This window comes from Pseudochrobactrum sp. sp1633 (genome assembly GCF_030376605.1).
Classification (GTDB): domain Bacteria; phylum Pseudomonadota; class Alphaproteobacteria; order Rhizobiales; family Rhizobiaceae; genus Pseudochrobactrum.
In genome coordinates this window covers 105,555-128,503 of the sequence record NZ_JARRAE010000003.1, presented here as the reverse complement: position 1 = coordinate 128,503, position 22,949 = coordinate 105,555, and the positions used below count along the sequence as shown (strand labels likewise).

Here is a 22,949-nt window from a genome sequence, read left to right as displayed (position 1 = left end):
CAATCAGCTGACCAGTTCGACATCAACCACACCGCTGATGGCCTTCATCGCGCTGGCGATCTGCGGGCTGATGCGGTAGCGATCGGGCAAGGCCACTTCAACCTCACGCTGACCGTTATCCTTGATAACGATGAAGCTGACCTCACCATCACCACGGGTTTTGAAGTAAGGCACAATCTGATCCAGCGCATCGCTGTTACGCAAAAACAAACGCAGCGCTTTTTGCAGGCGACTGGCTTCATCTTCCAGCGATACAACTGTTGCAATACGCAAGCTCACGCCTTCCGGCCGGTTTTCAGCAGAAACGGTAATCACAACAGAACGCCCTGGCTCCAAGAGATCACGGAACTGCTGCAACGCCTCCGAGAACAACACAGTTTCAAACTGCCCTGTAGCATCGGAAAAAGCGATGATGCCCATTTTATTGCCGGTCTTGGTCTTGCGCTCCTGCTTGCTGATAACCGTTCCGGCAAGACGGCCATTGGTAGCGCCTTTTTTCACCGCATTGGAAAAATCTGCCCAGCTCTGCACGCGCATTTTTTGCAGTGCATCATTATAATCATCCAGCGGATGAGCAGAGAGATAAAACCCTGCCGCCTGCAACTCTCGATGTAGTTTTTCTGAGGATGTCCAAGGTGTTACCACCGGCAACTGAAGCTTTTCTTTCGGAACCAGACCCGTGCCGAAAATATCAGACTGCCCGCTATTGGCATTTTCCTGCGTGCGCTGAGTATAGGCCATCAGGCTATCCATACCCGAACTCAATGCCGAACGGTCAACGCCAAAACAATCCAGCGCCCCAGCATTGATCAGGCTTTCAAAGACACGGCGGTTGACCATACGCGGATCAACCCGCTCACAGAAATCCTCAAGGCTTTCAAACGGCTTTTCTTTCCGCTTATCAACAATGTGCTCAACAGCTGCTTCACCGACACCTTTAATCGCGGCCAATGAATAGAAAATCTTGTTCTCGCCCACTTCAAACGGACGGAAAGATGTCATCACCGAAGGCAGCACAACCTCAATTCCAAGACGCAGTGCATCACGGCGGAAATCATTCAGCTTTTCCGTATTGTTCATATCATAGGTCATGGATGCGGCGAGAAACTCTGCCGGATAATGTGCCTTCAGATAGGCCGTGTGATAGGAAACAATCGCATAGGCCGCAGCGTGGGATTTATTGAAACCATAGTCAGCAAATTTGGCTAGCAGGTCGAAAATCGTATTGGCCTGCGCCTTGCCAACACCGCCTTCAATTGCACCATCCACGAAACGGACGCGCTGCTTGTCCATTTCCTCACGGATTTTCTTACCCATCGCACGGCGCAGCAAATCCGCTTCACCCAGCGAATAGCCGGAAAGCTCCTGCGCAATCTGCATCACCTGCTCCTGATAAACGATAACGCCCTGCGTTTCCTTCACCAGATGGTCGATTTTCGGGTGAATGGAGGCAACTTCCTCCTCACCATGTTTGCGCGCATTATAGGTTGGAATGTTCTCCATCGGGCCCGGACGATAGAGAGCCACGAGCGCGATAATATCCTCGATACGGTCAGGCTTCATACCGATGAGCGCTTTACGCATACCAACCGATTCCACCTGAAACACACCGACCGTTTCACCGCGCGACAACATTTCATAGGTCAATTGGTCGTCAAACGGCAGCGTTTGCAGATCAATATTCACGCCTTTACGGGCAATCAGCTTCACCGCCGTATTCAGCACCGTCAGGGTTTTCAGTCCGAGAAAGTCGAACTTAACCAGACCCGCCTGCTCAACCCATTTCATATTGAACTGTGTGACCGGCATATCGGAACGCGGATCGCGATACATCGGCACCAGCTCCGACAAAGGCCGGTCACCGATAACAATACCCGCCGCGTGAGTGGACGCGTGGCGGAACAACCCCTCAAGCTTCAGCGACATGTCCAGAAGGCGGCCGACTACCGGCTCCTTCTCGCGCTCTTCATTAATACGCGGCTCTTCATTAATAGCCTGACCGAGTGATACCGGATTGGCAGGATTTGACGGCACAAGTTTACAAAGCCTGTCAACCTGACCATAGGGCATCTGCAACACACGCCCAACGTCGCGCAGTACCGCGCGCGCCTGCAACGTACCGAAAGTGATAATCTGCGCAACCTGATCACGACCGTATTTCGCTTGCACATAGCGGATCACCTCTTCGCGGCGATCCTGACAAAAGTCGATATCAAAGTCCGGCATCGACACACGATCCGGATTAAGAAAGCGCTCAAACAGCAGCGAGAAACGCAGCGGATCAACATCCGTAATTGTCAGCGCATAAGCAACCAGTGACCCCGCACCGGAACCACGCCCCGGCCCTACCGGAATATCCTGCTGCTTTGCCCACTTGATAAAGTCAGAAACGATCAGGAAGTAACCCGGAAATTTCATACGGACGATAATGCCGACTTCATAATCCAGCCGCTTAATATAATCCTCATGCGTATGGCCCTCAGCGAGACCGAAAATCTTGAGCCGCTCTTCAAGACCTTCACGCGCCTGACGCGCCATCTCGTCAGCTTCTTCCTGCAACGCGGCCTCAGGATCATCGGACTCTCCGGTAAAGCGTGGCAGAATTGGTGCACGGGTCTGTGTATACCAATGACAGCGGCGTGCAATCTCGACCGTATTTTCCAGAGCCTCAGGCAGATCAGCAAATAAGGCCGCCATCTCGCTTTGTGACTTCAAGTAATGATCCGGCGTCAGACGGCGACGATCATCAGAGGCGATCACCTGACCAGCAGCGATTGCCAGCAGCGCATCATGCGCTTCATAATCATCGCTCTGCTTAAAGAATGCCTCATTGGTCGCCACCAGCGGCAACTCATATTCATAGGCAAGATCAACAAGTTTCGCCTCAAGCGAGCGGTCATAGCCGCGCTGGCGATGCAACTCGATGTAAAGACGGTCAGCAAAAACGCTCTTCAGAAACTCAAGCCTGTTGCGCGCACGCTCACCACGTTCACTGCTCAGAGACTTCCCGATCGGCCCATCAGCACCGCCCGTCAGCATAATGACATCTTCCGACAAATCCGGCAGCCAGTCCGCACGGACATGCACGGGATCACCGGATTCTGTTTCCAGATAGGAACGGCTGACCAACCGCACCATATTGGCATAGCCTTCCTCGCTGGAAGCCAGCAAGACAACCGGTGCCAGATCAAGCGCGTCACGCCGGTTAACCGTACGTCCTTCCGGTTGATGATCACCGAATGCCAAATCCACAATACAGCCAATGATCGGCTGTATGCCGTCTTTTGATGCTTTTTGCGCGAACTCCAATGCACCAAACAGATTGTTTGTATCCGTTACAGCAATGGCCGGCGCATTATCATCTTTCGCATGGGCAATGATTTTACCAATCTGCAAAGCCCCTTCGAGCAGAGAATAAGCAGAATGCACCCGCAGATGAATAAATGCCGGAGCAACGGAATTGGCAGATACATCAGAAGGCAAAGACACAACTCCGTAGATACGAAAAGACCGCTCACCCCTAAAAAGGCAAAACGCAATTCTCATATTTCAAAGTATTACAACGATTATATTTTTAAAACATACGCGCTGTAACGCGGGAAATTTAAGGCGATAATGAACCGAATGTCTTTCAGACTCCAGCTGAATATCAAAAGTCTTTTTCCCGCAATGTCGTCATGATGTCCAGATGCGATTATGCATTCTGCAAACCATGCACAGGCAGTTGCTCCGCCTGTGATTATCTTATTGTCATTCTGACAAGGTATTCAAACCCTATCAGAATGCGGCAACCCACATAGCAAATGTCGCTACAAACAAACCGATGGAAATAAATGACATAACATCGCGAACCAGATCAGACATGATATGAACTCCATATGTTCCTGTATGTTTGTAGTTTGTTCTATTATAGTTCCGCAGTCAACCCCTGTTTGTTCTCATAAAAACATCTATAGTTAGTGAAATATGAACTGCGCATTCCCAATCCGTTCCGCATGTATTATTGGCGAAACGCGCTTTCACAGCTCAGCGCAATGTTTTGCAAATTTTTTCAGCACGTTATCGAAATACAAAAATGCCGCTTGCAATACACAAGCGGCACGTCATGAAATGCAGACATATATCTTCTGTCAGTCAGCACATTAACGGGCGGACACAGCGAACTCGCTTTGAGGTTCCGACCAGATTTTACGCGCCAGTAATCGGTCATTTTTAATCAGTGCGTCAACTTGTTCTGCACCATAGCGCTCCGTCAGAGTTTCATGCTCCGACAGCAATGAAACGCCGAGCCCTGCGCGACCGGCTGACAAATTAAAACCCAACAGATCCAGCAGCGTCGGGAAAACGTCAAACATTGCGGCCTGACGCTCCAGCAACTTCGGATGAATATTGTCCGCCAGAACCGCGAAATAATTCAGCCTCTGTTTTTGGTTCAATTGCTCTTCAAAGTCGTTTTTCATCATCAAATGATCGCTGACAATCACAATGACCGTATTTTTTGTTCTGCCCTCACGCTGAAGATTGCCAATGAACCGGTTAATTTCATAACCGGTACATTTTACGGAAAACAATATGTCCGGCAGTTTATTTTGCGGAAAGGCCTGTCTGCAACTTTGCGTCGGATGCCCGTGAGGAAAATGCGCCCCAATTGTTGCTACGGATAAAACAAAGGGCTTGTCCGCTTGATGCAATAACCGGATGCGCTCTTCCGCATGCGCAAAAACCGTATCATCATACAGGCCCCAGTAATTATGATAATCACCGGCAGCAGCTATATTATGTAAACCATGAGCCTCATTAAAATTATGGCTCTTCAAAAAAGTGGTCATCCCCGCAAATTCATGATCAGAGCCATTAATATACTCGGCATGATAACCGCTTTTATTCAGCACATCACTGAGACAGCTGATACCGGGAAAAAACGTCTTTTGCCTGTCATACATATTGTGGCTGAGGAGCCCCAGAGGCTGCAACGGCACGCCGCATTGTGATGTAACAAAACCAGCCATACTCCACCCGGTATTGGCAGCCTGCCCGATACCTTTAACCTCCAGACCGGAGGATGCGAGCTGGTTCATTTCCGAAAATACCACGTCACCACCAGGAATTTCCGCGAAAGTACGCTCCGTACTTTCAGCATAGATGATGATCATGTTCTTCTTCGTATCAGTCATCTGCACAAGTTGATCCGGTGCATGATACACGTTTAACAACCGGTCATCATAAGGACTACCGATTAAATACGCGCCGACATTCCAGATCATCGGATTAATCAACAACAAAGGTACAAACAACGTACGATCCAACATCAAAAACCGTTGATCCAGATTGATCAGAAGCCAGAACGCCGCCGTTATTCCTAAAAAACTTAATCCAAATCGCGTGGCAAATTTCACCTGTCCCTCAGGTATGCCACCACCAACACCCATATCCAGATGGAAAACAATACTTGAGATATCAAAGTCGCCATATATACCAACGACCATCGTATAAATAAAAATAAGTAGTAACGGAAATAAACTATAAAGAATCCGGAATTGAGCAGAGCGTTTAGCCACAGCTCCATAACCACGGATAATAAAAATCGCAGCAAGTCCGAAAAAAACTAAAAAGCTGACAAGTCCGGAAATCTGGAAATATTTTTTAACCGCATAAGATGCAGATAAGGCCAGCACAAGTATAATAAAATTATATTTGTGCTGGCCACGATTTAAAATATTTTCCATTATTGCCCCACCTGAATAATGCCCTAAAACGGGGCATATCCACATGTCACAATAAGTTCAACAAATATTCACAATAATCCAAAAGTAAAAAATCTAATTTTACTTTTTAGATTTTTAGTATGCTTGAATGTACCGGCACTGACTGAGTGTAATTACAACACCAAATCAACAACTTTACCGTCTTTCAACGTCACACAACGATCCATACGCCGTGCCAGATCATGGTTATGCGTTGCGATCAGTGCAGACAGGCCGGACTGGCGCACCAGCGCTTCCAGTGCCTGAAACACATAAGACGAAGTCGACGGATCAAGATTACCTGTCGGCTCATCGGCAAACAACACCAGCGGTGCATTGGCAACCGCGCGGGCAATCGCCACACGCTGTTGCTCACCACCGGAAAGCTCTGACGGACGATGCGATGAGCGGGGTCCGATGCGCATATAATCCAGCAGGTTCTGCGCCCGTTGCGCTGCCACTTTGGACGACAGCCCGCGCAGCATCTGCGGCACCATTACATTTTCAAGCGCAGTAAATTCCGGCAGCAGATGATGAAACTGATACACAAAGCCCAGATCATGCCGGCGCATCGCCGTGCGCTGATCATCATCCAGCTGAGCGCAAGATGTTGCCCCTAAAATCACATCGCCTGAATCCGGCTTTTCCAAAAGACCAGCAGTATGCAAAAGCGTGGATTTACCGGCGCCGGATGGCGCAACCAGCGCCACCATTTCACCACGCATAAGCGTGAAATTGGCGTCTTTAAGAATGGTCAGTTCACGGTCAGCCTCTTTATAAGAACGGCAGACATTCTTCAATTGCAGGATCGGTTCACCTGTTTCACGAGCCATTATTCGTACCTCAGCGCATCAACAGGATCGAGTTTGGCTGCGCGCCAAGCCGGAAAGATTGTTGCAATAAATGATAAGACCAGCGCCATTCCAACAACGGAAAGCGTTTCACCGAGATTCATTTTAGCCGGAAGCTGGCTCAGGAAATAAAGCTCCGGATTAAACAGTGTTGTCCCTGAAAGCCATGAGAAGAATGCACGGATACTCTCAACATTCAGACACACGACAACGCCAAGTACCACACCCGCTAACGTACCGGTGACGCCGATAGCAGCACCGGTCATCAGGAAGATACGCATGATTGCGCCACGGGTTGCACCCATCGTGCGCAAAATAGCGATATCGCGCCCTTTATCCTTCACCAACATAATCAGGCCGGAGATAATATTGAGTGCCGCAACCAGAACAATCAGCGTGAGGATCATGAACATCACATTGCGCTCAACCTGCAAAGCCGAGAAGAATGTGGCATTGCGTTGCCGCCAGTCTGTCATCATCACAGGACGTTCTGCCGCTTCTTCAACACCCGCACGCAGATCGTCGATCTTGTCCGGATTATCAGCAAAGACTTCAATCGACTGTACACGCCCTTCCTGATTGAAGAAGAGCTGGGCTTCAGTAAGCGGCATCAGCACAATGGAAGCATCATATTCCGACATGCCGATCTCAAAAATCGCTTTGATCGGATAGGCTTTGGTTCGGGCATTCACACCAAACGGTGTAACGTCACCATCCGGTGAAATGATCTTCAGATCATCGCCAACACCAAGGCCAAGATTTTGCGCCATACGGGTGCCGATTGCCACGCCGTCTGCCGTATCGAAACTTGCAAAAGTACCGGATTTCACATTCTTGGCGATAAGCTCAAGCTTATTCACGTCCTGCTCACGCAGACCGCGCACTAAGGCACCGGTGCCTGCACCAATACTGCCCTGCACCAGAGCCTGCCCTTCAACGACCGGAATAGCGAATTTTACGCCTTGCAGCGCATCCATACGCTTCACCAGATGATCGTAATCTTCCATCGGGCTGTCGATCGGTGCAACAATCAGGTGACCGTTGATACCGAGAATACGATTGAGCAGTTCCGTGCGAAAGCCATTCATCACCGCCATAACGATGATGAGTGTGGCCACGCCGAGCATGATGCCGGTAAAGGAGAAACCGGCAATCACAGAGATAAAAGCCTCGCGACGGCGGGAACGCAGATAGCGCCAGGCTATCATACGCTCAAGAGAGGAAAACGGGCCGGTTCCCTGACGTTTCACCTGCGTTGCAGATTTATTTTCCGGTTGTTTCTTTGGCAATTTATTGAGCAATTGCGCGCCCCCGTTGCCTTGGTTTCCACCTGTCGCAGGCTTTTTGAACATTACTGCCCCGCAGTCAGAAGATTGATTGCGGCTTCAACAGTCATTGTCTGACGCTCACCGGTTTTACGATCTTTGACTTCAACTTCGCCATTGGCAACGCTGCGTGGCCCGGCAATGATCTGTACCGGTACGCCGATCAGATCCATCGTCGCAAACTTCGAACCCGGACGATCATCGCTATCATCAAGCAACGGATCCAGACCGGCATTAGTCAGTGCTTCATAGAGCTTTTCACATACGGCATCGCAAGCCGCATCACCCGGCTTCATATTGACAATACCTGCACCGAACGGCGCAATGGCTTTCGGCCAGATGATGCCGTTTTCGTCATGGGATGCTTCAATCGTTGCTGCAACCACGCGGGAAGGACCAATTCCGTAAGAGCCCATCGAAACCAGATGTTCCTTGCCATCAGGCCCCTGCACTTTCGCGCCCATTGGTTCCGAATATTTGGTACCGAAATGGAAGATATGGCCAACTTCAATACCGCGCGCGGCAACCTGTTTGGCTGCATCGACTTTCGCCCATGCGGCTTCATCATGCATTTCCTCAGTTGCAGCGTAAGGTGTTGTCCACTGGTCAACGATGGATGCCATTGCGGCATCATCGAAGAAATCAACATCCGCACCCGGTACTTTCAGATCGAGATAAGCGCGATCACAGAAAACCTGACTTTCGCCGGTATCCGCCAGAATGATAAATTCATGCGACAGATCACCACCGATCGGGCCGGTATCCGCACGCATTGGTACAACCTGTACGCCGATACGGGAGAATGTACGCAGATAAGAAACGAACATACGGTAATAAGCGGCTTTTGCACCTTCATAATTCAGGTCAAAAGAATAGGCATCCTTCATCAGGAACTCGCGCGAGCGCATCACGCCGAAACGCGGACGCACTTCATCGCGGAACTTCCACTGAATGTGATAAAGGTTCAGCGGCAAGTCCTTATAAGAACGCACATAAGAGCGGAAAATATCGGTGACCATTTCTTCATTGGTCGGGCCGAACAGCATTTCACGCTCGGAGCGGTCTTTAATGCGCAGCATTTCCTTGCCGTAAGCATCATAGCGGCCGCTTTCGCGCCACAGATCAGCGGACTGGATTGTCGGCATCAGAATTTCATTACCACCGGCGCGGTTCTGTTCTTCGCGAATGATCGCATTGACCTTGTTCAGAACCTTCAGGCCAAGCGGCAGCCATGTGTAAATACCGGCTGACTGCTGACGGATCATACCGGCGCGCAACATCAGACGATGGGAGACAATTTCTGCCTCTTTTGGATTTTCTTTCAGGATTGGCAAAAAGAATCGCGACATACGCATGGAGGAACCACCGGAAATTGCTCCCGACCCAAAAGAATCAGGAAAAAACACATAAAATCTCCCGTGTTTATTAACCACTTATCATGGCAATGAAAACCCGTCTCACGCAGCGCGGAGCACAGCCGTTTTCGGCACGGAATGACGCAGACCTGACGGATAAAGCCCGCTAAATTATGGCAGTGGCCGATGATTCCTTCTCAAACTGAAGAAGCCAGTCAAAATACCGTGATCCTGACGCGTTATGACCCCGCGCAGATGAAAATTACAAGATTCATTTCAACATTACGTCTTTGTGACAAAATTTTTACAATTTCTGTTTTCACTCAAAAACTACTCTAAAAACTGTATTTTTGATGAAAACCTTATCTTAAATCGAATTAAAAACTTAAAAAAATGCATTTCCATTTAAATTCTTATGGCATTTTTGTGTCTGCGCTAAAAAAACGCGTGACATCTGATATTTCTCATTCTATTTTCCAAGCAACGACAACAGAGAGCAGGCTTAACTACTCTCTCACGCGGTCAAAGTCTTGGGAGGATGCAACTCAGGCGCGGTATTCGCAGCCGCCTGTAACAAGGAAACGAGTTGGACGCGTATTTTTATCAGCAAGGCTAACGCCTTGCTTTTTTTTATATCTTAATAATACAAATATAGTGTGATTATAAACACTGCCTTTGCTTTATCACGATAATAAAGCAGTCTTCCCACCTCATGACCGAATGCCCTTCTCAGCCATGTGAATTCGGCACAAGCATCCGACTGCGATATAGCTCTCCCTACTGCGCATTGTCGCGGACGTCAGATGTACCCATCTGACTGCGAAATGCTTTAGGGCTCATGCCCGTCACGCGCAGAAATTCGCGGTTGAAATTCGATTTGGTGAGAAAGCCGCTGGCGAATGTAATTTGCGTCACCGGCTCATCCGTCTCCCGCAACAAACGACATGCTTCCTCCACGCGGAAATTATTCACATAAACCGATACACTGATCCCGCGACAGCGATTAACCGCCTCAGAGACATGGCGCGGTGGTCTGCGCAGCCGGTGCGCAATGCGTTTCAGGTTAAGTTCCATATCCTTATAGAGCTGTTTATCCTGCATCAGCGCATCCAACTCCGCGACAATAGCTCCGTGCTGTTCTGTGTTCAGAGTGGTTTCCGCTACAATCACAAGCGGCCGCCCCTCATCCCGTTCATCCTCATCGGCATTGGTACGGTTATTCAGCGCCACACCGGCCGCTGCGCCTAATACCAGCAGTGACAGAATATTGGTTACCAGAATGATCGAAGGGGAATAGCGGCCGCTGTTCCAGAGAAAATCGAAATTAATCAATATATCAACGATCACAGAACCGATCAGCATAGCGCCGGTAATCTGCATTGCCCGATAGGAACGTAAAACCCCGTCCAGCCTTGCAGCAATCAGCACATCCGGCCCCGCAGAACTCAGGCGTAACAGAGCCAGACCATAACCTAAAAAAATCACGATAATTGCCAGCGCTGCAAGATCACGACGTAGAAGCAGCAAGCCGAAGACCACAAACACCGGCAACAGATGCGGCCAGATTTTATTTGCCCGCAAAACATCCGCACTATTCTGCACCGTGAGACTGCGAAAGCTTAAATAAGACAGTCCGGCAATCATCGCCGCCAGCATAATTTGCACCGGCAGTACCGCAAAAATATCATAGCCCCAGCGTAGTCCAAGCAAAACCGATTGCAGCATATAGGTACCGATCAACGCGATAAAAAGCATATCCGAGCGGCTGCCCGCCTCACGGTTGCGCAAGAGCTGCACCAATATAATGGCCAGCAATATCGTCAGCACAAATGGCAGCGGAATAAAAATCATCGGCTAATATCTCTGTTTGCTCGTATTCTAGGCTCCGGAACATGAAGCAAAACGCGTTATGCGTCGACCTTGATCCTGTTTCAGGTCGCAGAAATACACAGTCGGGCAAATGATCCTTGTATTGCCAATGTATCAAGGGTCAACACACATGGATAATCTGCTTCTCACAGTTTTGCTATCAGCCATTGTCACGCTGAGCGGTTGCAGCAATGAAACCAGCCTGCCGGAAAAACCTGTTGCAACTGACGGTATTAAAAGTGTGAAAATCAGCGGCGATGCCAGCCTCATTCTCCTGACAACCAAGGACGACCAGCAACAACAGGCCGTTATGACGGCCAAACCAAGTGGCTGGCTTTCCGGCTGGTTTTACAATGATTGCAAGGCCAATGGCGATATGATTGTCAGCGGTCAGACATTGCTGATCAAAGCCCGAAACAGTGGTTGGTATGATCTGTCCGAATGCAGCACATATTTGCGGATCAACCTGCCGCGCAATGTGGATGTGACAATAGATCAGCCTGCTTTCAAAGGGGACTTCCAAGGCCAATTTGCAGGTCTGAATATAGAGACCAGAGCTGCGGATATCGCCCTGCAAGGCTCTGCCTCTTCAGTCAGGATTCGCGGCGATGCTTTCCGCACCAAATTGCACTTTGATGGCACAGCGCAACCTGAACAGATTGATATTGCCGGTCGTGCGCTGGATACCAGCCTGATTTTCCCGACAGGCACATCGGTCAGTTATCTTATCCACTCCAAAGCCTCACTGCTCGATACCAAGCTGCCGAATACGCAAGGAGCAAAGCCGGAAATTCTGATTTCCGGCGATTATGCCCGCACTGAAATCAGGTAAACATTACCGGATACCGCTATAATTACAGCCTCTTATGGCAAATAGTTCAGAATGAGATTCATAGATCAGGGAAGAAGTGCGGAATATCGTCCAGCCCGTAACCGAGCTTCTGTGTTACAAACCAAAACAAACCAAAAATGACCGTGGCAACCACAGTTGTCCGTAAAAAAGCCAACCAGATACGCGGGCGCGCCGGTGCGCTCGCGACTGTGCCGCGCACAATATTATTCTCTTCCGCCTGTGTACGCAGACCGAAAGGCAGCATGGCAAACAAAGAAGTCCACCAGATAATAAAATAGATCGCCATACCGGACATAACCGACATATTCTTCCTCCCCGCATCTCCTCCCGAACCGAAGAGTATGCATCATTATTGGCTGTAACATAGAACAGCGAAACAGTAGCGGCAAGTGACAGAACATTTCCAGTTGCTCTTGAAACATGGGAAATGCTCTGTCTTTTTGTCTTTACGCGTATCTTATCCGAAAACCGCTACGCACTTTTCGGGATACGCTCTGGCATCACGCAGTTCCCCACAATGATACGCATAAAAATGCCAGCTTCAAATTTCAGGCAATGCGCTTAACCTGCTTATTATTTCGAATAATATCAGGTCATTAGCCGATGATACGCAATATATTTTCATACTTTAGAATAATCATATTATTCAGCATATTCGCTTTCACTTTGAACGCGCGCGCAGAAGAAAACAGTACAGAAGAACTGGCAAAGAAACTTGCCAATCCGGTTTCCAGCCTGATCAGCGTGCCCGTTCAAAATACTTATACCTGTTGCACAGGCGCCAATAATAGCAGCCGTTTTACCACCAATATTCAACCGGTCATTCCATTCTCACTCAATGCAGACTGGAATCTGATTGTGCGCACGATTGTGCCAATCATTCATCAAAGCTCCCCTGCGCCGGATATCGGAGCGAAATTCGGGCTTGGCGATACGGTGCAAAGCTTTTTCCTTTCTCCGGTCAAAGAGTCCGATGGTATTATCTGGGGTGCTGGACCGGCCTTTCTGTGGCCGACCGCCACCAATGCCATGCTCGGCAATCAGAAATGGGGCGCGGGCCCGACAGTTGTTGTGCTCAAACAAATGCACGGCTGGACAATGGGCGTACTTGCCAATCATATCTGGTCTTTTGCCGGAGAGAGCGACCGGCAGAATGTCAGCGCCACACTGATTCAGCCTTTTATCAGCTATACTTTTCCCAATACGGTCGGCTTATCGCTGAACAGTGAAATGACCTATGACTGGACGAATGAGCAATGGACAATACCGGTTGATCTCGGCATTTCCAAAGTCTTCACCTTCGGCAAGCAGCATGTCAGCCTTGGTGTTACCGGCCAATATTACGCCCGTAAACCTGACAACGGCCCTGATTGGGGCGCACGTTTTACCGCGACATTCCTGTTACCCAAATAAAAACCGCCGGTGAGAGGCTCACCGGCGGCTAAAACTTTGTATCGAATATAACGATCAGGCTTCCGGTATGCGGGTAACGAACACAGTCGTCACCGGCTTTTTACCCCAGACATCATTGGCCGCAGCACGCACTGCACGCCGTGCCGCTTCACGCACCAGCTCAATATCCTTGCGACGCGCACGCGGAATGCTGTCAACAGCGCTGACAACAGCATCATAGAGCAGGTCTTCGATCAGATTTCGCTGACTATCTTCTTCCGGCAAACCAAAAGCAACAACTTCCGGTTCATCATAAATCTTGTGCTGATTGTCGAGAAGAATGGACACTGCCACATGGCCGACATAGGCCAGCTTGCGGCGCTCAGAAATGCCCATTTCATCTTCATCACCGATCAGGCGACCATCTTTATAGATACGGCCATAAGGTGCCTCATCAATAACCTTTGCAGGCCCCGGTGCCAGCCGCAGCACATCACCGTTACGCACCTGTGCCACATCCGGAATACCGGCCTGCATGCCCAGCGTGCCCTGCGCAACCAGATGCGCGGCTTCACCATGTACCGGCACCAGAATTTGCGGGCGCACCCAAGCATACATACGCTTCAGCTCATTGCGACGCGGATGGCCGGAAACATGCACAAGCGCGTCATCATCAGAGATAATCTTGATGCCCTGCTCGATCAGCATGTTTTTGATTTCAATGATTGATTTTTCATTACCCGGAATAGTCCGCGAGGAGAAAATCACAGTATCACCGGCAGACAATGCCAGCGAGCGCATTTCATCGCGTGCCAGTTTGGCCAAAGCCGCACGCGGCTCGCCCTGACTGCCTGTCAGCACCATCACCACATTTTCACGCGGGACATAGCCGTAATCATCTTCCGAGAGAAATTCCGGCAGGCCTTCCATATAGCCAAGCTCGGTTGCCACCGAGATACAACGCTTCATCGAGCGACCAACCACGAGCACCTGACGACCGGCATCACGCGCAGCCTCGGCGATAGAGCGGATACGTCCGACATTCGAAGAGAATGTGGTGATTGCCACGCGGCCTTTGGCATTCTCAATCAGCTCGCGCAGGCTTTCCGAGACCTGACGCTCGGATGGCGATTCACCTTCGCGCATCGCATTGGTGCTGTCGCAGACGAGAGCCAGCACGCCTTCATTGCCGAGCTGCTCAAAGCGGCTTGCATCGAGCACAGGCCCGAGTGACGGTTCCGGATCAATCTTCCAGTCGCCCGTATGGATCACACGGCCAAGCGGCGTGGTAATCGCCAGCGACACAGGCTCAGGGATCGAGTGTGTAACGGCAATCGCTTCGATCTTGAAAGGCCCGACTTCAAAACTTTCGCCGGCACGGAACACAGTTACCGGAATTTCCGGCGCATTATATTCAGCCTGACGTTTGGCTTCGAGCAATCCGGCAGTAAATGGCGTTGCATAAACCGGCAGGCGCAGACGCGGCCACAAATCCAGCAGCGAGCCATAATGGTCTTCATGCGCGTGGGTGATGATAATCCCGCGTATATTATTACGTTCGGCTTCCAGATAGCGGATATCCGGCAGGATCAGGTCAGCCCCCGGCAATTCAGGACCTGCAAAACTCACGCCCATATCGATAATGATCCATTCACGCGCATGTTCCGGCCCGTAGCCATACATCGCAAGGTTCATACCGATTTCGCCGACACCACCCAATGGCAGGAACACCAGTTCCTCTTTACCATTCAACTGGCCGTTATTTTGCAAATCATCCAAACGGGACTGGGGCATTCCCCCTCCTCAAAAACTATTTAATTCCGCTGCATCACCATGTGGCATTTTCCTCGCTCTTTTAAAGACAGAACCGGACGCGCACAGCCAAGACAATGCAAACTCACTATATTAATTTCATGACCGCTAAAGTGATTTGAAGCAAGAATAGTTCTCAAAAATTCTCAACTTACAAAAAGAAAACTGAAGTTTTGCACCTCAACTTGTCAATTATAGCAATACCGGCCTTTTCTGCCAGTTTGTCGCGTTCACTTCGGCTTTACTCAGTGTCACCGATATATGATCGCGTTCCATGAAATATCACCATTAGAAAAATGCTTTAGCGTGTTTCAGCTCCAAAGAAAACCTCACCGGCCGAGATCGCCTGTTTACGACCCTGCGGCAGCGTCAGAACCAGATGTCCCTGTGGATCAATCGAGGAGAAAATACCCTCCAATGTCTCACCGCCGCTTTGCACACGAATAACCTCGCCCAGCCTTGCCGCATGGCGCAGCCAGTGGCTACGAATGGTTTCCAGTCCTTGCCCGTCATTCCATAAAGCAAAGTTCACAGCAAAGCGTTCTGCCAGAGCCTGCAGAAGCTGTTCAGAGCCCTGTGTGTAGCCATTGGCTTTCAGGCTGCTTACCGCATAGGGCACGCCTTCCGGAATATGCATTACATTCACACCGATGCCGATAACCAGAGCCTTGCGACCGTCTTTTAGCAATGCGGATTCCAGCAGGATACCCGATAGTTTCGCGCCATCAGCCAGCACATCATTCGGCCATTTCAGCTGAAAATGTGTTTCCGTTTCGGGCAGCAATTGCTCAACCGCTTCAACCAGTGAAAGACCGGCGACGAAGCTAAGCGTGGCAGCCAGTTCCAGCGGATAATCATGAATAAGCAGCAAAGTTGCGGCGAGATTGCCGGTCTGTGTTGACCATTCCCGCCCGCGCCGTCCACGGCCGGAGCGCTGATCTTTGGTCACATACCAGACGGCACTTTCAGCCCCTGTCTGCGCTTCAGCCAAGGCCTCTGCATTGGTTGAGCCGATATGTTCAAACTCTTTCAAGCCGTAGCCTGCGGCAATGGTTTGTTTGCTCAGTTCAAAACTCATAAAGCACCTTACAAAAAGAAACGCCCGGCAAAATACCGGGCGTTTGTAGCATGTCTTATTCAGATCTTATCAGAAAAATGCTTTGGCAGCATTTGTCGCCCAGATCATCACCGGCGAAGCGATCAGCGCATAGAGCAGAACGAAAGCTGCAGATACGCCCATCACCAGTTTCAATTCACCGGCAGGTGCTTCAAGACCGGCTGCAGGCTCATCGAACCACATGATCTTGATCATGCGCAGATAGTAGAAGGCACCAACAACAGAAGCCACGATACCGATAACCGCCAGCGGCACCAGACCAGCCTGAACGGCTGCAAGGAATGTGTACCACTTACCGAAGAAACCGGCGAGCGGAGGAATACCTGCAAGCGAGAACAAGAAGATGGTCATAATTGTCGCCATCACCGGATTGGTGCGGGACAGACCAGCCAGATCATTGATCTCTTCAACAGTGCCGCTTTTGTTACGCATTGCCAGAATGAATGCGAATGTACCCAGTGTCATCACCAGATAGATCAGCATGTAAATGGCAACACCACGCACACCGTCGACAGTACCGGCAGCAAGACCAACCAGAGCATAACCAACATGGCTGATGGAAGAATAGGCCATCAGGCGTTTGATGTTCTTCTGACCGATCGCTGCGAAAGCACCGAGGATCATCGAGGCCAGAGCCACGAAAACGATGATCTGCTGCCAGTCAGCGGTCAAAGGCTCGAACGCACCCATAGTAACGCGTACCAGCAATGCAATCGCAGCCATTTTCGGAGCAGCAGCAAAGAAGGCGGTTACAGGGGTTGGCGCACCTTCATAAACATCCGGTGTCCACATATGGAACGGAACAGCGGAAATTTTGAAAGCCAGACCGGCCATGATGAAGACCAGACCGAAGACCAGACCCAGCTGACGCTCTCCGCCGGTAACGGCAGCAGCAATATCAGCAAAGTTGATTGTGCCGGTATAACCATAGACCAGAGAAATACCGTAAAGCAGCATGCCCGAAGACAAAGCGCCGAGAACAAAATATTTCAGACCAGCTTCTGTGGAACGTACGCTGTCGCGGTTGAAAGCGGCCAGCACATAGAGCGCCAGCGACGACATTTCGAGGCCGAGATAGAGAGCCAGCATATTGTTGGCTGATACCATCAACAGCATACCAACAGTCGAAAGCACGATCAGAACCGGAAATTCAAACTTGTTGAATTTCTGGTCTTTGGCAAAGCCGACCGACATGATCAGTGTGACGACCGAACCGATCAGTGTCAGCACTTTCATGAAGCGGGTAAAGCTATCGCTAATGAATGCCGTGCCGAAAGCAGCGCCGTCAGCAGGGAAAACCAGCAGGAGTGCGAGCGCACCAAACAACAGTGCTACGGAAAGACCCGTAACAATGGTGTTGGCACGGTCGCCGGTAAATACACCCACCATCAGCAGCGCCAGAGCGCCAACTGAAAGCAGCACCTCCGGTGCAGCAAGGGTAAGGTGGGCAATCAGATCGGTGTACATCGCGCGATGCCCTCGTCTTAATTTGCAACCGGCATGGCAACATTTGCCACAGCCGCATTGTAGTTGGTGACCAGAGCGTCAACGGCACTCGCAGTCGCATCAAAGACCGGAACCGGATAGACACCGAAGAAGATCGTCAGAATGACGAGCGGATACAGGATTGCTTTCTCACGCGGAGACAGATCCAGCAGCGCTTTCAGGCTTTCCTTATCAAGCGCACCGAAAATGACGCGGCGATAGAGGTAGAGCGCATAGGCAGCCGACAGAATAACACCGGTTGTTGCAATCACAGCAATCCACGTATTGGCCTGGAACACACCAAACAGTGTCAGGAATTCACCGATAAAGCCGGAAGTCCCTGGCAGACCAACATTGGCCATGGTGAGGATCAGGAACACAACCGCATATTTCGGCATGTTGTTGACCAGACCACCATAGGCCGAGATATCTCTTGTGTGCATACGGTCATAAACCACGCCCACACAAAGGAACAGACCGCCGGAAATGATACCGTGTGACAGCATCTGGAACAGCGCACCCTGCACACCCTGCACATTGGCTGCAAAGATACCCATAGTCACATAACCCATATGGGCAACGGACGAATACGCAATCAGCTTTTTGATGTCGGTCTGAACCAGAGCCACCAGAGACGTGTAAACAATAGCGATAACCGAGAGCCAGAATACGAATGGTGCAAAATCAGCAGAAGCCAGCGGGAACATTGGCAGCGAGAAACGCAGGAAGCCATAACCGCCGAGCTTCAAAAGAATACCCGCCAGAATGACCGAACCGGCTGTCGGTGCTTCAACGTGCGCATCCGGCAACCATGTATGCACCGGCCACATTGGCATCTTCACCGCGAAAGAAGCGAAGAAAGCCAGCCACAACCATGTCTGCATTGATGCAGGGAAGTCGTAAGCCAGAAGGGTCGGAATATCCATTGTACCGGCAGTGAAATACATTGCCATCATAGCAATGAGCATCAACACCGAACCCAGCAGCGTGTAGAGGAAGAATTTCAGGCTGGCGTAAACGCGGCGCTGACCACCCCACACACCGATGATGATGAACATCGGGATAAGGCTTGCTTCAAAAAACACGTAGAACAGGAACATATCCAGTGCGCAGAACACACCGATTACGAGCGCTTCAAGGATCAGAAACGCAACCATATATTCCTTGACGCGGAAATCCACAGACTTCCAGCTCGCCAGAATACAGAACGGCATCAGGAATGCAGTCAGCACAACAAACAGCATGGAAATACCATCCACGCCCATGTGATAGCTGATGCCCTCACCGAACCATGCATGTTTCTCAACCATCTGGAAACCGGAGTTTGAATTATCAAAACCCGCCCAGATCACCAGAGACAACGCAAAAACAAAGATTGTGGTCAGCAATGCAACATTACGGATGTTGCGGCGCGCTGCCTCGCTGTCGTCCCTGATCAGAAGGATCAGGAACGCACCAACGAGTGGCAGAAACGTGACCGTCGAAAGAATTGGCCAGTCGGTCATCAGAAAGAGCTCCCGATCATCATCCAGGTGACGAGCGCGGCGACACCGATAAGCATCGCGAATGCGTAGTGATAAAGATAACCGCTCTGCAGCTTAACAACGCGGTTGGTAATGCCGACTACACGAGCCGCCACACCATTTGGTCCCATACCGTCGATGATCTTGGTATCACCGGTCTTCCAGAGGAAGCGACCCAGTGCCATGCTTGGACGAACGAACAGGAAATCATAGAGTTCGTCGAAGTACCATTTGTTCAAGAGGAACTGGTACAGACCAGGATGACGGGCTGCAATTGCCTTCGGTGTTTCCGGCGAGCGGATGTAGAAAGCCCAAGCAAAGATGAAACCCAACACCATTGCAATGAACGGCGAGAATTTAACCCAGGTCGGCACACCGTGGAAATCATGCAGAATATGATTATCCGCACCGGTGAACAGAGCACCCTTCCAGAACGCATCATAATGATCGCCGAAGAAGTAACCAACGAAGATGAAACCGGCAATCAGTGCACCGATAGCCAGCAGGAACAGCGGCACCAGCATAACCGGAGGTGAATCATGAACATGATGCATAACTTCAGCGGTTGCGCGCGGCTTACCGTGGAATGTCATGAAAATCAGGCGCCATGAATAGAACGATGTGAATGCAGCAGCGATAACCAGAAGCGTGAAGGCAAAGCCTGACGCAGCACTGTGCGAAGCAAATGCAGATTCAATAATCGCATCTTTGGAGAAGAAGCCAGCTGTACCAATAGCTGTGCCCGGAATACCAAGACCAGTCAGCGCTACAGTACCGATGATCATCATCCAGTAAGTGGTCGGGATCAGCTTACGCAGACCGCCCATACGACGCATATCCTGCTCGTCTGATACCGCATGGATCACCGAACCGGCGCCCAAGAACAGCAGAGCCTTAAAGAAAGCGTGTGTGAACAGGTGGAATACAGCGGCACCATAAGCGCCAACGCCGAGTGCCACAAACATATAACCAAGCTGCGAACAGGTCGAATAAGCAATCACGCGCTTGATATCATTCTGTACCAGACCAACGGTCGCGGCAAAGAAAGCAGTGATCGCACCGATAATGGTCACAACGAGCAGAGCAGTTTCAGACTGTTCAAAGATCGGCGACATGCGCGCAACCATGAACACACCTGCGGTCACCATCGTCGCCGCGTGAATCAGAGCCGACACAGGTGTCGGGCCTTCCATCGCATCAGGCAACCATGTGTGCAGCAGGAACTGAGCCGATTTACCCATCGCGCCCATGAAGAGCAGCAACGCTACGACAGTCAGTGCGCCTTGTTTGTCGAGTTCAAAACCGAGGAAGCTCAGCACAACCTGTGATGCATTTTCACCGGCAGCATAGTTCTGGGCTGTCGAGAAGATCGTGGTGTAATCCACGGCGCCGAACAGAACGAAGATACCGAAAATACCAAGCAGGAAGCCGAAGTCACCAACGCGGTTAACAACGAAAGCTTTCATCGCAGCCGCATTGGCCGAAGGTTTTTTATACCAGAAGCCGATCAGCAGGTAAGATGCAAGACCCACGCCTTCCCAGCCGAAGAACATCTGAACCAGATTGTCAGAAGTTACCAGCATCAGCATCGCAAAGGTAAACAGCGACAGGTAAGCAAAGAAACGCGGACGGTGCGGATCGTGATGCATATAGCCGATCGAGTAGATGTGCACGAGTGCCGACACGCTGTTGATAACAACAAGCATGACTGCAGTCAGTGTATCAACACGGATAGCCCAGTCAAAAGACAGCGTACCCGAAGTCAGCCAATGCAGAACCGGCACGCGGACAGGCTCGGATGAGCCCATTGCAACAGTAAAGAAAGCAACCCATGACAGCGCAGCCGCAATCACGAGGAAGCCGGAAGTGATATATTCGCTGGCTTTGGCTCCGATCTTATTGCCGAAAAGTCCGGCAATAAGAAAGCCCAGCAGCGGAAGGAAGACGATCGCGTAGTAGAGCATCTGCCCGTCAACCTTTCATGACATTGACATCTTCCACCGCGATAGAACCACGGTTACGGAAGAACACGACAAGAATAGCAAGACCGATTGCCGCTTCAGCAGCAGCAACAGTCAGGACGAAGAGTGCGAAAACCTGCCCGACCAGATCGCCGAGCGTTGCGGAAAACGCAATAAAGTTAAGATTGACCGAGAGAAGAATAAGCTCGACCGACATCAAAATGACGATCACATTCTTACGGTTGAGGAAAACCCCGAAAACGCCAAGCGTAAACAGGATCGCCGACACGGTCAGATAATGTTCGATACCGACTACCATCATGAGGCTCCTGTTAAATACCCTTGCCTGTTTCTACTTTTTTGATCTCGATCGCGGTTTCCGGCGTGCGGGCAACCTGCGCTGAAATCGACTGACGCTTCACACCTTCTTTATGGCGCAGTGTCAGCACAATCGCACCGATCATCGCCACCAGCAGGATCAGACCGGCAACCTCAAAGTAGAAAACGAAATCTGTATAGAGAATATCGCCAAGTGCCTGTGTGTTCTGACGTGTTGCCACATCAGGGATCGGATAAGCGGCATTTGCTGCAATTTTCGGCGAGAAGATCGAGGCGGAGAACGCCAAAATCAATTCTGCCAGCAGAACCACCCCAACCAGAGCTCCGACCGGCGCATGTTTGAGCGCGCCCTGCTTGAGCTCAGCAAAATCCACATCCAGCATCATGACGACGAAGAGGAAGAGAACCGCCACAGCACCGACATAAACAACCACAAGGATCATTGCCAGGAATTCAGCGCCCGTCAGCAGGAACAAAGCCGCTGCGTTGAAGAAAGCCAAAATCAAAAACAAGACCGAGTGAACGGGATTGCGCGCGGTGATAACCATCAGCGCACTCGCAATCATGATGAAGGCGAATAAATAGAAAAACGCCGCCGCTATACCTGTCAGCATGGGGTTCCCCAATATCCTTTAACTTGCAGGCTGACCTGCCTGTCCGACCACCTCATATCCCACAGCGAGAGCCGCGACATGAGGCAAAACTTCAAGCACAACAGCCATGAGCATTTAAAAAGCTCCGGCTATTGCACCAACTTAAATATTCAGCCCTGCCCTTATAGGACGGGGTGACACACCTTAACGATCCGATGGGCCGAGCCCGCCTTAGCGATAAGGTGAGTCCATCGCGATGTTGCGCGCAATTTCACGTTCCCAACGGTCACCATTGGCGAGCAGTTTTTCTTTATCATAGTAAAGCTCTTCGCGGGTTTCCGTGGCGAATTCGAAATTCGGCCCTTCAACAATCGCATCAACCGGACAGGCTTCCTGACAGAAACCGCAATAGATGCATTTGACCATATCAATGTCATAACGCACGGTGCGGCGGGTTCCGTCATTGCGGCGCGGACCAGCTTCAATTGTAATTGCCTGTGCCGGACAGATCGCTTCGCAAAGCTTACAGGCGATGCAGCGTTCTTCACCATTCGGATAACGGCGCAGAGCATGTTCACCGCGGAAACGCGGTGAAACAGGACCTTTTTCATGCGGGTAGTTCAATGTTGCCTTAGGGGCAAAGAACTGACGCATGGAGAGAAAGAATGCTCCGACGAATTCTTTCAGAAGCAGTGATTTAGCGGCTTGAGCGATAGAAGCCATGTGATGT

General features: G+C 50.5%; 17 protein-coding genes. 2 read left to right on the top strand and 15 right to left on the bottom strand.

All coding sequences use genetic code 11. The features are described 5' to 3' along the window. Positions 1 to 3: 3 nt before the first annotated feature. The 6 genes from dnaE to P8H26_RS04480 form a co-directional block, all read right to left on the bottom strand. The gene (gene dnaE / locus P8H26_RS04505) at positions 4 to 3,489 is read right to left on the bottom strand and encodes a DNA polymerase III subunit alpha (RefSeq protein WP_289631670.1); all 3,486 of its coding nucleotides are present in this window, start codon (positions 3,487 to 3,489) and stop codon (positions 4 to 6) included. A gap of 653 nt (positions 3,490 to 4,142) precedes the next feature. Next, positions 4,143 to 5,726: a sulfatase-like hydrolase/transferase gene (locus tag P8H26_RS04500; protein ID WP_289631669.1), complete on the bottom strand. Its 1,584-nt coding sequence runs from the start codon at positions 5,724 to 5,726 to the stop codon at positions 4,143 to 4,145. A 152-nt stretch (positions 5,727 to 5,878) separates the two neighbouring features. Beyond that, complete coding sequence (locus P8H26_RS04495) at positions 5,879 to 6,577, bottom strand: ABC transporter ATP-binding protein (protein WP_289631668.1); 699 nt, start codon at positions 6,575 to 6,577, stop codon at positions 5,879 to 5,881. Beyond that, a complete protein-coding gene (locus tag P8H26_RS04490) occupies positions 6,577 to 7,803 on the bottom strand; it encodes a lipoprotein-releasing ABC transporter permease subunit (protein ID WP_289631847.1) in 1,227 nt (408 codons plus the stop codon). Before P8H26_RS04490 ends, P8H26_RS04495 begins: the two co-directional genes overlap by 1 nt. A gap of 143 nt (positions 7,804 to 7,946) precedes the next feature. Beyond that, positions 7,947 to 9,275 (bottom strand): proline--tRNA ligase, encoded by a 1,329-nt coding sequence (proS, locus tag P8H26_RS04485; RefSeq protein ID WP_289631667.1) that lies wholly within the window; start codon positions 9,273 to 9,275, stop codon positions 7,947 to 7,949. A 777-nt stretch (positions 9,276 to 10,052) separates the two neighbouring features. Beyond that, positions 10,053 to 11,126 (bottom strand): AraC family transcriptional regulator, encoded by a 1,074-nt coding sequence (locus P8H26_RS04480; protein WP_289631666.1) that lies wholly within the window; start codon positions 11,124 to 11,126, stop codon positions 10,053 to 10,055. A 148-nt stretch (positions 11,127 to 11,274) separates the two neighbouring features. On the opposite strand from P8H26_RS04480, the gene P8H26_RS04475 reads away from it, so the two are divergent. Continuing rightward, positions 11,275 to 11,976: a hypothetical protein gene (locus P8H26_RS04475; RefSeq protein ID WP_289631665.1), complete on the top strand. Its 702-nt coding sequence runs from the start codon at positions 11,275 to 11,277 to the stop codon at positions 11,974 to 11,976. 58 nt (positions 11,977 to 12,034) lie between these two features. Here P8H26_RS04475 and P8H26_RS04470 read toward each other — a convergent pair whose 3' ends face one another. Beyond that, positions 12,035 to 12,301: a DUF1467 family protein gene (locus tag P8H26_RS04470; protein ID WP_289631664.1), complete on the bottom strand. Its 267-nt coding sequence runs from the start codon at positions 12,299 to 12,301 to the stop codon at positions 12,035 to 12,037. 362 nt (positions 12,302 to 12,663) lie between these two features. On the opposite strand from P8H26_RS04470, the gene P8H26_RS04465 reads away from it, so the two are divergent. Further along, positions 12,664 to 13,410: a hypothetical protein gene (locus P8H26_RS04465; protein ID WP_289631663.1), complete on the top strand. Its 747-nt coding sequence runs from the start codon at positions 12,664 to 12,666 to the stop codon at positions 13,408 to 13,410. A gap of 54 nt (positions 13,411 to 13,464) precedes the next feature. Here the strand turns inward: P8H26_RS04465 and P8H26_RS04460 are convergent, their stop codons facing one another. The 8 genes from P8H26_RS04460 to nuoI form a co-directional block, all read right to left on the bottom strand. After that, positions 13,465 to 15,183, bottom strand: coding sequence for a ribonuclease J (locus tag P8H26_RS04460; RefSeq protein WP_374708218.1), 1,719 nt, complete (start codon positions 15,181 to 15,183; stop codon positions 13,465 to 13,467). Between the two features lie 319 nt (positions 15,184 to 15,502). Continuing rightward, positions 15,503 to 16,279, bottom strand: coding sequence for a biotin--[acetyl-CoA-carboxylase] ligase (locus P8H26_RS04455; protein WP_289631662.1), 777 nt, complete (start codon positions 16,277 to 16,279; stop codon positions 15,503 to 15,505). Between the two features lie 69 nt (positions 16,280 to 16,348). Continuing rightward, on the bottom strand, positions 16,349 to 17,785 hold the full coding sequence (gene nuoN / locus P8H26_RS04450; RefSeq protein WP_289631661.1) for an NADH-quinone oxidoreductase subunit NuoN: 1,437 nt from the start codon (positions 17,783 to 17,785) through the stop codon (positions 16,349 to 16,351). A 17-nt stretch (positions 17,786 to 17,802) separates the two neighbouring features. Then, the gene (locus P8H26_RS04445) at positions 17,803 to 19,308 is read right to left on the bottom strand and encodes an NADH-quinone oxidoreductase subunit M (protein WP_289631660.1); all 1,506 of its coding nucleotides are present in this window, start codon (positions 19,306 to 19,308) and stop codon (positions 17,803 to 17,805) included. Then, on the bottom strand, positions 19,308 to 21,290 hold the full coding sequence (gene nuoL / locus P8H26_RS04440) for an NADH-quinone oxidoreductase subunit L (protein WP_289631659.1): 1,983 nt from the start codon (positions 21,288 to 21,290) through the stop codon (positions 19,308 to 19,310). The genes P8H26_RS04445 and nuoL overlap by 1 nt, the downstream gene beginning before the upstream one ends. A 7-nt stretch (positions 21,291 to 21,297) precedes the next feature. Further along, entirely contained in the window at positions 21,298 to 21,606 is a 309-nt protein-coding gene (gene nuoK / locus P8H26_RS04435; protein WP_022711734.1) for an NADH-quinone oxidoreductase subunit NuoK, read from the bottom strand. Between the two features lie 13 nt (positions 21,607 to 21,619). Beyond that, the gene (locus P8H26_RS04430; protein WP_289631658.1) at positions 21,620 to 22,240 is read right to left on the bottom strand and encodes an NADH-quinone oxidoreductase subunit J; all 621 of its coding nucleotides are present in this window, start codon (positions 22,238 to 22,240) and stop codon (positions 21,620 to 21,622) included. A 210-nt stretch (positions 22,241 to 22,450) separates the two neighbouring features. Next, on the bottom strand, positions 22,451 to 22,942 hold the full coding sequence (gene nuoI, locus P8H26_RS04425; RefSeq protein WP_022711736.1) for an NADH-quinone oxidoreductase subunit NuoI: 492 nt from the start codon (positions 22,940 to 22,942) through the stop codon (positions 22,451 to 22,453). Positions 22,943 to 22,949 lie beyond the last annotated feature (7 nt).